This window comes from Archangium minus (assembly GCF_044360475.1).
GTDB lineage: Bacteria > Myxococcota > Myxococcia > Myxococcales > Myxococcaceae > Archangium > Archangium minus.
This window is the reverse complement of the sequence record NZ_CP043494.1, coordinates 10,629,501-10,643,920: the sequence shown is the minus strand read 5'-3', so window position 1 is coordinate 10,643,920 and position 14,420 is coordinate 10,629,501. Positions and strand designations below refer to the sequence as shown.

Below are 14,420 nucleotides of genomic sequence, written 5' to 3'. Positions count from 1 at the left end.
AGTCTCCTGCTTCCGGCCACGGCCGGGAATCCCCTCCTGCCCCGGAGGGACGGGAGCTGTTCACTACCGTATTCCCGGACCGGGGGGCATGACAGGATGTGGACGTGTCATTCGCCTGGTCCGCCCTGATCGCCGCGTCCCTGCTGGCCGCGCAAGCCGTCCCGCCCATTGAGGGCTACGAGGACGCGCTTGTGCAGTGGGGACTGGCCCAGGAGGGGTTGTCGCCCGAGCCGGAGCCCGAAGGCAAGCGTCTGGAGTCGGTGCGGGTGGCCTCCGAGGACGTCGTCGCCCCGAGTGATCCCTACCCCCAGTTCCTCAATGTGTTTCACGTGCGTACCCGTGAGGAGGTCATCCGGCGCGAGGTGCTGCTGGAGCCAGGGAAGCCGTACTCGGTGGCGCTCGCTCAGGAGACGGCGCGCAACCTGCGCAAGCTGGGCATTTTCGCGGTGGTGCGCGTGGTGGCCGTGCGGGGCTCCTCGCCGGAAACGGTGTCGCTGCTGATCATCACCAAGGACTTGTGGTCGTTGCGGCTCAACCAGGACTTCCAGGTGGTGGGCTCGCTGGTGCAGTCCCTGCGTCTGCAGGGCACCGAGCAGAACTTCCTTGGGTTGAACAAGAAGGTGGCGCTGGATTTCCTCCTGCGCCGGGACTCGCTGAGCTTCGGGCAGACGTATGTGGACCCGCGCCTCGGGGGAAGTCGCTGGTCCCTCAACGAGAACGCCTACCTCATCTTCGGGCGCGAGAACGGCCGGCCCGAGGGCTCCCGGGGAAGCGTGCTGCTGTCGCGGCCCTTCTTCTCGCTGGACACGCCGTGGAGCTTCCAGGCGCAGGCGGCGTGGCGCGTGCAGCCCGTCCGCGTCTTCCGCGGCGCCGACATCTGGCAGCTGCCGTACCCCGAAGGCGGGACAGTGCCCTATGTCTACGACGCGCGTGAGTTCAGCGGGAGCACGCTGTACCTGCGCTCCTGGGGCTCGCGCTACAAGGTGGACGCGGGCGGGGGGCTCGGCGCGTACCACCGGCGCTATGGGGCTCCCGCGGACTCCGGGTTGGACGAGGCTCGGCGCGCGTGGCTGCGGGACACCCTCCTGCCTCGCAGCGAGGACGCCACCTATGTGCTCGGCTACCTCCGCCTCTGGGAGACCCGTTACGAGGTGATGCGCGACGTGGACTCCTACGCGCTCTCCGAGGACTTCCAGGTGGGGCACTACGTCACCGCCACGGCGCGCTATGCGCCCGCGCTGTTCGCCTCCGCCGGGAACTTCGCCGAGGTGGGCCTCTCCGCCCGGTACCGCGTACGCCTGGGCGATGCGCTCTCCTCAGTGGCCGCTGCCGCCTCCGTGCGCCGGTTGCTCGGTGACGAGGGGCGCTGGACCAACCGCCGCTGGGCCGCGGAGGTACAGCAGGTGTCCCCGAAGGTGCTCGGCGGGCGCTTCGTGGTGCGTGGGTTGCTGGACGTGAACATCGACGATCTGAACGAGCGCGTGCTGTTGCTCGGAGGCGGCAACGGGCTGCGGGGCGCGCAGCCGGAGGCCTACTCGGGCAAGCGCATGGCCCTGGTCAACGTGGAGTACCGGACCGCTCCGCTCGTCCTCTACACGGTGCACCTGGGTGGCGTGCTCTTCTATGACGCGGGCTCCGCGTTCGATGTGAGTCCCAGCTTCGTGCACTCGGTGGGAGTGGGCGTGCGGTTGCTCTTCCCTCAGTTCAATACCTTCCCGTTCCGCATCGACTTCGGGTACGTGCTCAACGATGACCGACCTCCCGTCGGCGGCCGCTTCTCCTTCAGCGGCGGCCAGGTGACGGAGTTCCGGCCCGGGTTCCTGGATGCGCCTCTCTAGGTCGTTGGTGGCTTCACCTTCCCGACTCGCAGCGGTGGGAGCGTTCCTCGCGGTGCTGGTGGCGGCGCTCGCCCGCGGACGGGTTCATCCAGACGAGGTCTTCCAATATTTGGAGCCAGCGCACGGGCTCGTCTTCGGCTATCGCGTGGTCGCCTGGGAGTGGGTGGACGGGCTGCGCAACTGGGCGGTGCCCGGAGTGCTCGCGGGGCTTCTCGCGCTGTGCCGGGCGCTCGGGCTCGAGCACCCGTGGGCGATGGTGGGCGTCGTGTGGTGTGCGTGCGCGAGCGTGCAGGCCGTGGGGACGCTGCTGCTGTTCCGGCTGGTGGAGGAGCGCGACGGTCGCGAGGCGGCGCTTCTGGCTGCGGGCGTCCATGCCACCTGGGGCGGATTCCTTATCTATGCTGCGCGGCCTTTAGGGGACGTGTTGAGCGTGGTGCCCCTGTTGGGCGCGCTCCTGTGGGCCTGTCGCGCTCGTGACCGGGACGGGGCGCTCGCGGGGCTCTGGTGCGGCGTGCTGCTGGGCGTGGCGTTCGTCATCCGCTACCCCTCGGCGGTCTTTGGTGTGCCCATCGCTGTGAGCCTGGTGTGGGCCCGGCGTTGGCGCTCGTTCGCGGGCTTCTCGGTGGGCGTGGGCGTGGTGCTCCTGGGGCTCGGCGTGCTCGACTGGCTCACCTGGGGCACGCCCTGGGCCTCCGCCTGGAACTACTTCCACTTCAACATCTCCAGCGGTTCGTCGGCGTCGCAGTTCGGCCGGCAGCCGGCGTGGTGGTACGCGCCCATCCTGGCCGGCATGGCGCCCCTGCTGCTCGTCTGGCACTTCGCGCGAGGGCTGGCCCGGAGGGAGCTGCTCGTGGGGGCCTTCGTGTTCTACCTCGGGGTGCTCTGCGTGCTGGGACACAAGGAGGCGCGCTTCCTCGTGCCGTTGCTCCCCCTCTTCGTGGCGCTCGCGGCCGGCCCCGCTGCGAGGGACCTCGCCCAACTTGCGAGCAGGCGCGCGGTGGGAGGGGTGCTCCTGGGGCTGTATGTGCTCTCCTCGGCGCTCGCGGCCACCGTGACCCTCCCAGTTGGGCTGCGCGCGGGAGTCATTGACGGCACCGTGGTCGCGGGCAGGGACGCGGCACTCACCGGGCTCGTCATCGCCGGCCCTCCCGAGTGGAATACCGGGGGACGCTTCTACCTGCATCGCGACGTGCCGGTGTTCGTGGGGGCTGGGCACTCGGAGGCGGAGGTGCGCGAGCGGCTCGCGGATGCCCGGTTCTCCCATGCGCTCGTGGAGGGCAAGGCAGTGGGGGAGGACACCTTGCGTGCGACGGGCTTCTGTCTGGAGCGGCGGGGGAGGGGAGTCACGCTCTGGAAGCGCTGTCCTACTCCTTCCGGTTGAGCTGGTAGCGGCGGGCGATCTCCGTCACCTCGCGCGTGACGGCCTGGAGCGTCTCGGTGGCCTGCAGCGTGGTGTCCAGACGCTTCATCGTCTCGTCCATGCCGGCGGAGATATGGGCGATGGCGTTGAAGATGTGCGAGATGCCCGTGTTCTGCTGGTTCACCGCGACGACGATCTGCCGTACGGACGCGGCGTTCTCCTGGATGATGAGCGACATCTCGCGCAGGTTGTTGCCCGAGGACTTCACCATCTCCAGGCCGCCCTCGACCTGCCGAGCACCCTGCTCGCTCATGGAGACCACGTCTCGGATGGCGGTGCCGATATCCAGCAGGCTCTTTCGGATGAGGGCATTCTCCCGGATGGTCTGATCAGCCAGCTTGCGAATCTCACTGGCGACCACGGCGAAGCCCGCGCCCTGGTCACCCGCGCGCGCGGCCTCGATGGAGGCGTTGAGCGCCAGCAGGTGGGACTGGTCGGCCAGGTCCTTCACCGTGACGGCGATGCTGGCGATCTTCGTGGCGCTCTCCTGCAACCGCAGCACCTTGCCGCGGATGCCGTCCACGAAGTCGCCGATGGTGTTCAGCCCCGTCAGGGTTCGCTCCAAGGCCTCCTCACCGTACTGTCCGAGCTGCTCGGCATGGCCGGCCACACTGAGCACGCTCTCGGCCTTGTGGGACGCCAGGTCGGAGGTGGTGCGGATCTCCTCCGAGGTGAGCTGGGCCTCCTGAAGCATGGCGGCCTGCTCGGTGATGCGCTGGCGCTGTTGATGGCTCGCTGAGCCGAGCGCCGTGCTCGCGGAGAGCAGCAGGCTGGCCGAGGCCTGAAGGCGGGTGGGAATCTCCTGGAGGTGATCCAGGGCGGTGACCATTCCCGACGAGACGTCACCCAGCTCGTCGGTGGAGGCCCAGGGCGGCGCGATGGGCGTGCCGTTGGCCAGTCCCTCGATGGCCTCCTGGAGCGCCGTCGTGGCCCGCACCTGTCGGCGTGCCAGCATCCAGGCGGTGAGCGAGGTCACCAGCAAGGTGAACGTCGCCAGGATCAGCAGCGGCGGGCCCAGTGACGAGAACAGGGAATCGCTGAAGGTCCGCAGTGTCTTCGCGGCCAGCTCCGCGTGGGCCCGGGGGAGGGTCGGATCCGCGAGGAGGGCCCGCGTCTGGGAGTCGCGCAACTCGAGCGTCTGGAGGACGAACACCAGCCCGCAGATGACCAGGGTGTTCGCCATGCTGGTGATGATCGCATACGGCAGGTACCAGCGCTGCCGCGGCCAGAAGAGGCCCTTGGCGCTGACGGTGAGCCGCAGGCGGTTGCGCTCCTCGAGCACGAAGGGCATCAGCATCTGCTCGAGCTTGATACCTACGGGCAGGGACAGCACCTGGCCCAGGGTGGAGGCGACGAGCAACCCGAGCCCCACCATCAGTGCGTGCTTGTGGAAGCGCAGGACCAGGGGGATGGTGAAGGCGAGGCCGCCCACCAGATAGGTGAGTTGGATGCCCAGGAACGAGAGCTTCCAGGGCAGCATCTGCAGGCGGATGAGGCGCTCCTGCGGGGGCTCCTCAGGGTGTACGCGGAAGTGACCTTGCAGGAGTGCGGAGACACCCACTCCCGGCAGGATGAGCCCGACGACCAGGAGGATGGGCGGGAACAGGTAGAGCACGCTCCAGACGATGTCCTGGGCCGACAACCCCAGCGACAACCCGACGAGGTACGCGGCGAGAGGCGTGGAGGGGATGAGCCACACCATCACGACGAGGAGGACTCGGCGGAGGAGCTGCGGAGGAATGACCGTCTGCGGGGGCGAGCCGTTCATGAGGCCTGGCCATTCTCCCAGAGGGAGGGGGGCGGATGGAGGGACGCGGGGAGAAGTCGCTGTGCCTGCCTGGAAGCTCCCCCTCCAATAGAGGAAAACCCGGGAAAAGGAAATCTAAGGGGGCTCTGTCCGCAGCAGCTCTCGGAAGAGGACTTCGGCCACGTCCCGGAAGAGCTCTCCCGAGGCCAGGAGCCCGCCACAGTGGTGCGGCTCCCTCGCCAGCGTCAGCGCGACACACCGCTCCAGCACTGCCTCCCAGAAGGACTCCGAATCGGGTGGCAGCAGGTACTCCCGAATGACACTCCGGGGCCAGGGCAGCACCGTTGTCGGGTCTGCGTCGCTCAGGCTGGTGAAGCAGTCCAGGTCTACATCCAGCAGCACCCGGTCGGCAGACACCAGCACTTCACGCACAGCATCACCCGGGGCGGGCGCGTTGTAGGCCTCCGCGGCCCGGTCCACCGTGGGGACCACCACCAGCCGGTGCGAGCGCCCCCGCGTGTCCACGTACACGTCTCCCGTGAACGTTCCCCGGGGTCGTCCGCGTGCGATGACCAGTGCGTCGCTCACCAGCCCCGCCTCCATCGCCGCCAGCACGTGGTCGTAGTTGCGTACGTCCAGGGCCCAGCGCGCGTGCTCGTCCAGGGCTCTCAGGCCCGCCGAGCGGTCCGGAACGGCCTCCGGCGCCGCGGGCACCACCAGGTCCAGGTGCCGATCCAGCGTCACCAGCAGTGCCGCCGGACCGTCTCCCAGTGCGCACGCCCATGAGGGCAGCGCCAGCCGGTGTGGATCGAAGACGTACGCGTCCGTCGGTCCCCGCCCGCCACCGAGCGCCAGCCGGATGACCCCCGCCAGTCGGAGGTGCCTCTGCGAATCATCGTCCATCATGGGGAATAACCGTCATCCCGCGGCTCTTTGCGGGCCGCGCGCCGCCAGGAGTGTAGGCTGCGCGCGCTTTCTACCTCAAAGGAGGGAGCGCCCGTCCCTCGGGCGCCAGCCTCGCATGCGCATCCTGCTCGCAGCCGCGCTTCTTCTCACGAGCGCCCCCGTCATCGCCCAGCAGTCCCCCGCCAAGCCCATGTCCTCCACCTCGCAAGATGCCTTCTTGAAGGACTACGCGGAGACGCGCCGCTTCATGAGCGGACGTCCCGTCAACCCCCGCATCACCCCCGACGAGAAGACCGTGCTCTTCCTGCGCGGTCAGCCCCGCGCGCCCATCCAGACCCTCTTCGCCTTCGACGTGGCGACCGGAGAGGCGAAGGAGGTGCTCACCCCCAAGGCCATCCTCAAGGGCGCCGAGGAGACGCTCTCCCCCGAGGAGAAGGCCCGCCGCGAGCGCATGCGCGTGAGCGCCCGAGGCTTCACCTCCTACCAGCTCTCCGAGGACGGCGAGCGCATCCTGGTGCCGCTCTCCGGCAAGCTCTACATCGTCGAGCGCTCCACGGGGAAGTCGACCGAGCTGAAGACGGGCGAGGGTGTCATCGACCCGCGCTTCTCCCCTGACGGCAAGCAGGTGGGCTACGTCCGGGACAACGACGTCTTCCGCATCGACCTGGCCACCAACAAGGAGCGCCGCGTCACCAGCGGAGGCACTCCGGCGAAGACCCACGGCCTGGCCGAGTTCGTCGCCCAGGAGGAGATGAGCCGCTTCTCCGGCTGGTGGTGGAGCCCGGACGCGAAGTCCATCGCCTACACCGAGTCGGACACCTCGGAAGTGGAGAAGCTCTCCATCATCGACGTGATGCACCCCGAGCGCGGCTCCGAGGACTACGCCTACCCGCGCCCGGGCAAGTCCAACGCGAAGGTGCGCCTGGGCATCACTCCGGTGACGGGCGGCAAGACGGTCTGGGTGCAGTGGGATGCGGAGAAGTACCCGTACCTGGCCACCGTGGTGTGGCCCAAGAAGGGCGCTCTCTCCATCCTGGTGCAGAACCGCACGCAGACGGAGGAGAAGCTGCTCGCGGTGGACGTGGCCAGCGGCAAGACGCGCGAGCTCCTCACCGAGAAGGATGAGGCCTGGCTCGAGCTGGAGCAGACCTTCCCGCAGTGGCTCGAGGATGGGAGCGGCTTCCTCTGGTACACCGAGCGCAACGGTGGCCCCGAGGTGGAGCTGCGCAACCCGGATGGAAGCCTGGCGCGCTCGCTGGTGAAGCCGGAGGCGGGCTTCCGGGGCCTGGCCCGCTACATCGAGAAGGATCGCACGCTCTACTTCACGGGCGGCCCCAACCCCACGGAGAGCTACCTGTGGCGCGTGAAGGACGGCGGCGCCCCGGAGCAGGTGCGTCCGGGCACCAGCGGCGAGGCCGTTGAGGGCGGCAGCGTGTCCAAGTTGGGCAACCTGCTCGTCATCACCCACTCGAGCCCCAAGTCCATGCCGCGTACCTACGTGGCGCGCGCGGACGGCTCGCGCGTGGGAGAGCTGCCCTCGGTGGCGGTGGAGCCCGGCTTCACGCCCATCGTCGAGTACCGTGAGGTGGGCCCGTTGAAGTTCCAGTCCTCGCTGGTGCGCCCGCGCAACGCGAAGCCCGGCCAGAAGCTGCCCACCATCGTCGAGGTGTACGCTGGCCCCACCGTCACCGTCGTGCACAAGTCCATGGCGGCGCACCTGTTGTCGCAGTGGATGGCGGACCAGGGCTTCCTCATCGCCCGCTTTGACGGCCGCGGCACCCCGCTGCGCGGCGCGAAGTGGCAGCGCGAGGTGCGTGGGGACTTCTCCGGCGTGACGCTGGAGGACCAGGCCACTGCCGTCCAGGCGCTCGCCGCGGTGGTGCCCGAGGTGGACGTGCAGCGCGTGGGTATCGAGGGCTGGAGCTTCGGTGGCTACATGGCCGCGCTCGCCGCCCTCAAACGTCCGGAGGTCTTCAAGGCGGCCGTGGCTGGCGCCCCGGTGGTGGACTGGCTCGACTACGACACCCACTACACCGAGCGCTACCTGGGCCTGCCCCAGCAGAGCCCCGGGGCGTACGAGAAGAGCTCGCTGCTCACCTATGCGCGCGACACCAGCAAGCCCATCTCCCCGCTGCTGCTCATCCACGGCACCGCGGACGACAACGTCTACTTCTTCCACACGCTCAAGCTCTCCGACGCGCTCTTCCGCGCCGGCAAGCGCCATGAGCTGCTGCCCCTGAGCGGACTCACGCACATGGTGCCGGATCCGCTCGTCACCCAGCGCCAGTACGAGTGGGTGATGGGCCACTTCAAGCGGCACCTGACGAAGTAGCGGCTCGCTGCCCGGGCGCTGTCGCCCGCAAAGGGAAAGGCCCGGCTCCTCTCGAGGCGCCGGGCCTTTTCTTTCAGGCCACTACGGGTACGGAGTGGCTCAGGACATCAGACGGCGCGCACGTTCTGCGCCTGCAGGCCCTTGGGACCACGAGCCAGCTCGAACTCCACCTTCTGCCCCTCGGCGAGGGTCCGGAACCCGTCCATGTTGATGGCGGTGTGGTGGCAGAACACGTCCTCGCCACCGCCGTCCTGCACGATGAATCCGAAGCCCTTCGCGTCGTTGAACCACTTCACGGTACCAGTTGCCATTGTGCTTCCTTGTCAGGAGCCGGCCGCGGGCCGACTCGTTCTCCCGTCCCCCGTCCGTCGGGTGACAAGTGAAGTTGTAGGCGGGCTGCCGAGCGCCTGTCTAGTCGGCTAGCCCGTTTTCCTGCTTGCTACTGTCTGTCTGGATTTCAAATTTCCAGCAGCAGCCGAGTGGGATCCTCGATGCAGTCCTTCACGCGCACGAGGAACTGCACGGCCTCGCGGCCATCGATGAGGCGGTGGTCGTAGGAGAGGGCCAGGTACATGATGGGCCGGATGACGACCTGGCCGTTGCGGGCCACCGGACGCTCCACGATGTTGTGCATCCCCAGGATGCCCGTCTGAGGCGGGTTGATGATGGGGGTGGAGAGCATCGAGCCGAAGATGCCGCCGTTGGTGATGGTGAAGGTGCCGCCCTGCAGCTCGGCGAGCGTGAGCTTGTCGCTGCGCGCGCGGGTGCCGTAGTCGCCGACCTTCTTCTCCAGCTCGGCCATGGACAGGGTGTCGGCGTCGCGCACGACGGGGACCACCAGGCCGCGGCTGCCGCTCACCGCCACGCCGATGTCGTAGTAGTGCTTGAAGACGACGTCGTCGCCGTCGATCTCCGCGTTGACCTGGGGGAAGGCCTTGAGGGCCTCGACGGCGGCGCGGATGAAGAAGCTCATGAAGCCGAGCTTCACGCCGTGACGGGCCAGGAACTTCTCCTGGTGCTGCTTGCGCAGCTCCATCACCGCGCCCATGTCCACCTCGTTGAAGGTGGTGAGGATGGCGGCGGTGGACTGGGCCTGGACGAGGCGCTCGGCGACGCGGCGGCGCAGCGGCGTCATCTTCACGCGCTCCTCGCGGTCAGCGCGCGGGCGCGGGCCGGAGGGAGCGGGGGCCGGAGCCGGAGCACGCTGCGCGGGGGCCTCGGCCGGACGGTTGAGCTGACCGAGCGCGTCCTCCTTGGTGATGCGGCCACCGGTGCCGGAGCCCTTGAGCTGGGCCACGTCCAGCTTGTTCTCCTCGACGATCTTCCGAGCGGTGGGCGTCATGCGGACGTCGGCCGCGGCGGAAGAGGCCGTGGAGGGAGCGGCAGCCACGGGAGCGGCGGCCACGGGGGCGGGAGCAGGAGTCTGCGGCGCGGTGGCGGTGGCGCCAGCGCCGGCCTCGATGGTGCCCAGCACGTCACCCACGCGCACCTTGTCGCCCTCGTTGAAGGCGATGGTGGCGATGGCGCCGGCGGCGGGAGCGGGCACGTCGATGGTGACCTTGTCGGTCTCCAGGACGACGAGGGGCTCGTCGGCGGACACCGCGTCACCCTTCTTCTTGTTCCACTTCCCGACGACGGCTTCAGTGATGGACTCGCCCAGGGGCGGGACTTTCAGTTCAACGGCCATTCTTGGTTCCTCGGAGGATGGCTTCCTCGACGATGAGCTGCTGCTCCAGGTTGTGCGTCTGCGGGAAGCCGGTGGCGGGGCTGGCGGCTTCCGCGCGTCCGATGTAGCCCAGCTTCAGCGGACCGCCCTGGCTCCGCGCGGCGGCCAGGTCGTGCAGGCGGGGGAACATGAAGTGCCAGGCGCCCGAGTTCCGGGGCTCCTCTTGCACCCAGAAGAGCTCGGTGAGCTTCGGCATCTTCGCGACGAGGCCTGCCAGCTCGTCGAAGGGGAACGGGTAGAGCTGCTCCACGCGCACGATGGCGATGGAGTCGTCCTTGCGCTCGTCCCGGGCCTTGACCAGGTCGTAGTAGACCTTGCCCGAGCACAGGAGCAGCCGCGTCACGCCGGCCGGGTCCACCTTGTCCAGGATGACCTCCTGGAAGGAGCCGGTGGCCAGCTCGTCCAGCTTGCTCGTCGCCTCGGGGCGGCGCAGCAGGCTCTTGGGCGACATGATCACGAGCGGCTTGCGCAGCGGGCGCAGCACCTGGCGCCGCAGCAGGTGGAAGATCTGCGCGGGCGTGGTGGGGTAGACGACCTGGATGTTGTCCTCGGCGGACAGGCTGAGGAAGCGCTCCAGACGCGCGCTGGAGTGCTCCGGACCCTGGCCCTCGTAGCCGTGGGGCAGCAGCAGGGTGATGCCGCTGAGCCGCCGCCACTTGGTCTCCGCCGCGGCGATGAACTGGTCGATGATGATCTGCGCGCCGTTGGCGAAGTCACCGAACTGGGCCTCCCAGATGATGAGGCCGTCCGGCACGTCGAGGCTGTAGCCGTACTCGAAGCCCAGCACGCCCATCTCCGACAGCGGGCTGTTGAAGACGTCGAAGTGGGCCTTGCCGGTGGGGAACTGCCGCAGGGGCACGAACTCGTCGCCCGTCTTCACGTCGTGCAGCACGGCGTGACGGTGGCTGAAGGTGCCGCGCTCGCAGTCCTGGCCGCTCAGGCGGATGGCGTAGCCCTCGGAGAGCAGCGTGGCGTAGGCCAGCGACTCGCCCTCGCTCCACTGCAGCTCCTCCGACGTCAGCATGCCCTGGCGCTTCTTGAGCACCGTGCGCTCCACGTCGCGGTGGACGTTGAAGCCCTCGGGCACCTCGGCCAGCTTCTTCAGGGCCGCGCGCAGCGTCTCCTTGTCCACCGCCGTGCTCACCTGCGGGGCGCTCTTGTGCAGGCCGCCCTTGTAGGGCTTCCACAGGCCCTCGAGTGCGCTCGGCTCCTTGAACTCGCTGTGCGCGCGGGCGCGGGTGAGCGCCGCGTCGAACTCCTGCATGCAGCGCTGCTTGATGGCCTCGGACTCCTCCGCGGGGAGGCGGCCCTTCTCCGCCAGCTGCTGCGCGTAGATCGTCCGCACGGTCGGGTGCTTGCGGATGATCTCGTACATCTCCGGCTGGGTGAACGAGGGGTCATCGCCCTCGTTGTGGCCGTAGCGGCGGTAGCACACCAGGTCGATGACGACGTCGCTCTTGAAGGTCTGCCGGTACTCGGCGACCAGGCGCGCCACGTGGACGCACGCCTCGGGGTCGTCCCCGTTCACGTGGAAGACGGGCACGTCCAGCATCTGGGCGAGCGCCGTGGAGTAGATGGAGCTGCGCGACTCCTGCGGGTCGGTGGTGAAGCCCACCTGGTTGTTGATGACGACGTGCAGAGTGCCGCCCGTCTTGTAGCCCTCGAGCCCGGCGAGGTTGAGCGTCTCGGCCACCACGCCCTGGCCGATGAAGGCCGCGTCACCGTGGATGAGCAGCGGCATCACCTTGGTGCGCTCGGTGTCCCCGCTGCGGTCCTGCTTGGCGCGCACGCGCCCCTCCACCACCGGGTCCACCGCCTCCAGGTGGCTGGGGTTGAAGGCCAGCGACAGGTGGATGCTCTGCCCGGTGCGCGTGGCGTGGTCCGAGCTGAAGCCCATGTGGTACTTCACGTCGCCGCGGCCCATGTGCTGCTTGGGATCCTGCGGGCCCTCGAACTCGCTGAAGATCTGCGCGGGCTGCTTGCCCAGGATGTTCGTCAGCACGTTGAGGCGGCCGCGGTGGGCCATGCCGATGACGACTTCCTTGAGCCCCATGCCGCCGCCCACCTCGAGCACGGCGTCCAGCATGGGCACCAGCGCCTCGCCGCCGTCGAGCGCGAAGCGCTTGGCGCCGATGAACTTGGTGTGCAGGAAGTTCTCGAAGCCCTCGGCGTAGGACAGCCGGGTGAGGATGTGGCGCTGATCCTCAACGGAGAAGTCCGTGCGGTTCTCCGCGTGCTCCATGCGCCGCATCAGCCAACGCCGCCGCTCGCTGTCGAGCATCTGCATGTACTCGACGCCGATGGAGCCGGTGTACGTGCGGCGCAGCCGGCCGAGCAGCTCCTTGAGCTTGACGCGCGCCTCGGGGAAGACGTTGGAGCTCTCCACCAGCTGCTCCAGCTCGGCGGCGGAGAAGTGCTTCTCGTCCACCATGCCCACGTCGGCCACATGGTCCAGGGTCGGGCGGGGACGGCCGAGCGGATCCAGGCGGGCGCGCAGGTGACCACGCAGGCGGAAGGCCGAGATGGTCTGGTCCACCCGGGCCTGCAGCTTCATGTCCTGCTCGAAGGCGACCGTGGGGGCCGTCTGCGGGGCCAGTGCCACCGCGGCGGCGGTGGCCTTGTTGCCCCCCTTGCCGTCCTTGCCTTCCTTGCCCGGGACCACGGGCGCGGGTGGCTCGATGAGGGTGGAGTTGAAGATGGGTCGGCCGGCGCCGTCGTTGCGCTGGAACAGCTCGCGCCAGCTCGGGTCCACGCTGGACGGATCCTCGAGGTAGCGCGCATAGAGCCCCTCGATGAAGTCGATGTTTCCGCCGGAGAGGTACGAGTCCTGGAAATTCGCCATGGCGTGTCGTCTTTTACTGGAAGGCCGCCCCGTTGGGGGGTTTTCGGCACGATTTGTTGATAAAGCGCGCCCCCCCTTCCAGCCTTTCCGGGCTAAGCGGAGCAGCAGGATTCATGCGCTACGTGAGCGCAACTTCATCCGTTGGGCTCCCCGAGCGGCGCGCGGGACCCGGGTGACTTCCTGGCCTACCCGGGCTTTCGGGTGATAAACCCCCGAACTTCTCTCTCTTTAGCCAGAAAGGCCTATGCATGCTGCTGCAGGGCAAGAAGCTCCTCATCACCGGAGTGCTCACCCCCCAGTCGCTCGCCTACGGTGTAGCCGAGCACGCGCTGGAGCAGGGAGCTGACATCCTCCTCACCGGCTTTGGCCGGGCGCGCTCGCTCACGGAGCGCAGCGCGAAGCGCCTCAAGGCGGGTACCGAGGTGCTGGAGCTGGACGTCACCAACCCCGCCCATTTCTCCGCTCTGACCGAGTCGCTGCGCCAGCGCTGGGGCCGGGTGGATGGGGTGCTGCACTCCATCGCCTTCGCTCCCGAGGACGCGCTCGGTGGCAACTTCCTCAACACCCCCTGGGAGAGCGCCCAGACTGCGTTCCGCATCTCGACCTTCTCCCTCAAGGAGCTGGCCGTGGCGGTGATGCCGCTGATGACGCAGGGCGGCTCCATCGTCACGCTGGACTTCGACAACCGCGTGGCCTGGCCCATCTACGACTGGATGGGGGTGTGCAAGGCGGCCCTGGAGGCCACCGTGCGCTACCTGGCGCGGGACCTGGGCCCCAAGGGTATCCGGGTCAACGCCCTGGCCGCCGGCCCGCTGGCCACCGTGGCCGCCAAGGGCATCCCCGGCTTCAAGTCCCTCGAGAAGGGCTGGGGCACCCAGGCTCCCCTGGGGTGGGATGCCCGGAAGAGCCACGACATGGTGGCTCGCACTGCCTGTGCGCTCCTTTCGGACTGGCTGCCTTCCACCACGGGCGAAATGGTGCACGTGGACGGTGGTTACCACGCCATTGGCGCACCGCCAGTGGACCCGAATGAGGACAAAGAGGGGGGCGGGGACACCGGCTCTCCTACCTCGGCCGGCTGATCGCTGTACGGGGGGAGGAGCTCGCTTTTCCCTCCGGAGTCCAGGATTCGATCGCCCCGGCTTTTGCTGGAAGGCGAGGTCACGCTACAGTCTCACCGTTTCCTTCACCCGGGTCTCGAATCCTTCGAGCTCGGGAGGAGCCTGGGTTTGAGCGCCAACATCCTCCTCGTGGATGACAGCCCGACCGTACGTAACATCCTCAAGATCTACCTCATGAACCTGAAGATGGGGTTCGTCGAGGCAGAGGATGCGACGCGCGCGTTGCAATTGCTCCGGCTTGTGCCGGTCAAGCTCGTCATCGCCGACATCAACATGCCTGGTATGGACGGCATCACCTTCGTGAAGCAGGTTCGCGCGAGCCCGTTGGCTCAAGTGCGCGACGTCCCGGTCATCCTTCTTACGGGTGAGCGGGGCGGAGACCTGCGTCAGCGAGGCGTCGACGCCGGTGCCAATGCCTTCATCAACAAGCCGGTCTCTCATCACGACCTGACAGAGACCGTGCGCAAGTTCCTGGCACAGAACTGAGA

10 protein-coding genes are annotated in these 14,420 nt (G+C 68.3%); 5 read left to right on the top strand and 5 right to left on the bottom strand.

Translation table 11 applies throughout. The features are described from left to right. Window positions 1-104 precede the first annotated feature (104 nt). Both F0U60_RS43600 and F0U60_RS43595 read left to right on the top strand, forming a co-directional pair. Entirely contained in the window at window positions 105-1,838 is a 1,734-nt protein-coding gene (locus tag F0U60_RS43600; protein ID WP_395809084.1) for a BamA/TamA family outer membrane protein, read from the top strand. Between the two features lie 7 nt (window positions 1,839-1,845). Further along, window positions 1,846-3,219 carry a glycosyltransferase family 39 protein gene (locus F0U60_RS43595; protein ID WP_395809082.1) on the top strand — a complete coding sequence of 458 codons (1,374 nt, stop codon included), beginning with the start codon at window positions 1,846-1,848 and terminating at the stop codon, window positions 3,217-3,219. Here the strand turns inward: F0U60_RS43595 and F0U60_RS43590 are convergent. Then, window positions 3,203-5,026, bottom strand: coding sequence for a methyl-accepting chemotaxis protein (locus F0U60_RS43590; RefSeq protein WP_395809080.1), 1,824 nt, complete (start codon window positions 5,024-5,026; stop codon window positions 3,203-3,205). The genes F0U60_RS43595 and F0U60_RS43590 overlap by 17 nt on opposite strands. Window positions 5,027-5,140: 114 nt before the next feature. Next, window positions 5,141-5,911, bottom strand: coding sequence for a hypothetical protein (locus tag F0U60_RS43585; RefSeq protein ID WP_395809078.1), 771 nt, complete (start codon window positions 5,909-5,911; stop codon window positions 5,141-5,143). Between the two features lie 115 nt (window positions 5,912-6,026). Here F0U60_RS43585 and F0U60_RS43580 point away from each other — a divergent pair, with 115 nt between their 5' ends. Continuing rightward, window positions 6,027-8,243, top strand: coding sequence for a DPP IV N-terminal domain-containing protein (locus tag F0U60_RS43580; protein ID WP_395809077.1), 2,217 nt, complete (start codon window positions 6,027-6,029; stop codon window positions 8,241-8,243). A gap of 107 nt (window positions 8,244-8,350) precedes the next feature. Here F0U60_RS43580 and F0U60_RS43575 read toward each other — a convergent pair whose 3' ends face one another. The 3 genes from F0U60_RS43575 to F0U60_RS43565 form a co-directional block, all read right to left on the bottom strand. Continuing rightward, window positions 8,351-8,554 carry a cold-shock protein gene (locus tag F0U60_RS43575; RefSeq protein ID WP_108066901.1) on the bottom strand — a complete coding sequence of 68 codons (204 nt, stop codon included), beginning with the start codon at window positions 8,552-8,554 and terminating at the stop codon, window positions 8,351-8,353. A 146-nt stretch (window positions 8,555-8,700) separates the two neighbouring features. Beyond that, window positions 8,701-9,930 (bottom strand): 2-oxoglutarate dehydrogenase complex dihydrolipoyllysine-residue succinyltransferase, encoded by a 1,230-nt coding sequence (gene odhB / locus F0U60_RS43570; RefSeq protein WP_395809075.1) that lies wholly within the window; start codon window positions 9,928-9,930, stop codon window positions 8,701-8,703. Then, window positions 9,920-12,811 carry a 2-oxoglutarate dehydrogenase E1 component gene (locus F0U60_RS43565; protein ID WP_395809073.1) on the bottom strand — a complete coding sequence of 964 codons (2,892 nt, stop codon included), beginning with the start codon at window positions 12,809-12,811 and terminating at the stop codon, window positions 9,920-9,922. The genes odhB and F0U60_RS43565 overlap by 11 nt, the downstream gene beginning before the upstream one ends. Window positions 12,812-13,059: 248 nt before the next feature. Between F0U60_RS43565 and fabI the strand changes: the two genes are divergently transcribed. Next, window positions 13,060-13,893, top strand: a complete 834-nt coding sequence (gene fabI, locus F0U60_RS43560; RefSeq protein WP_395809071.1) for an enoyl-ACP reductase FabI — start codon at window positions 13,060-13,062, stop codon at window positions 13,891-13,893. Between the two features lie 147 nt (window positions 13,894-14,040). Next, entirely contained in the window at window positions 14,041-14,418 is a 378-nt protein-coding gene (locus F0U60_RS43555; RefSeq protein WP_203407640.1) for a response regulator, read from the top strand. Window positions 14,419-14,420 lie beyond the last annotated feature (2 nt).

Coding starts and splice junctions, on each gene's coding strand:
- F0U60_RS43580 (WP_395809077.1), top strand. CDS start 6,027: ATGCGCATCCTGCTCGCAGCCGCGCTTCTTCTCACGAGCGCCCCCGTC.
- F0U60_RS43585 (WP_395809078.1), bottom strand. CDS start 5,911: ATGATGGACGATGATTCGCAGAGGCACCTCCGACTGGCGGGGGTCATC.
- F0U60_RS43575 (WP_108066901.1), bottom strand. CDS start 8,554: ATGGCAACTGGTACCGTGAAGTGGTTCAACGACGCGAAGGGCTTCGGA.
- F0U60_RS43590 (WP_395809080.1), bottom strand. CDS start 5,026: ATGAACGGCTCGCCCCCGCAGACGGTCATTCCTCCGCAGCTCCTCCGC.
- F0U60_RS43565 (WP_395809073.1), bottom strand. CDS start 12,811: ATGGCGAATTTCCAGGACTCGTACCTCTCCGGCGGAAACATCGACTTC.
- fabI (WP_395809071.1), top strand. CDS start 13,060: ATGCTGCTGCAGGGCAAGAAGCTCCTCATCACCGGAGTGCTCACCCCC.
- odhB (WP_395809075.1), bottom strand. CDS start 9,930: ATGGCCGTTGAACTGAAAGTCCCGCCCCTGGGCGAGTCCATCACTGAA.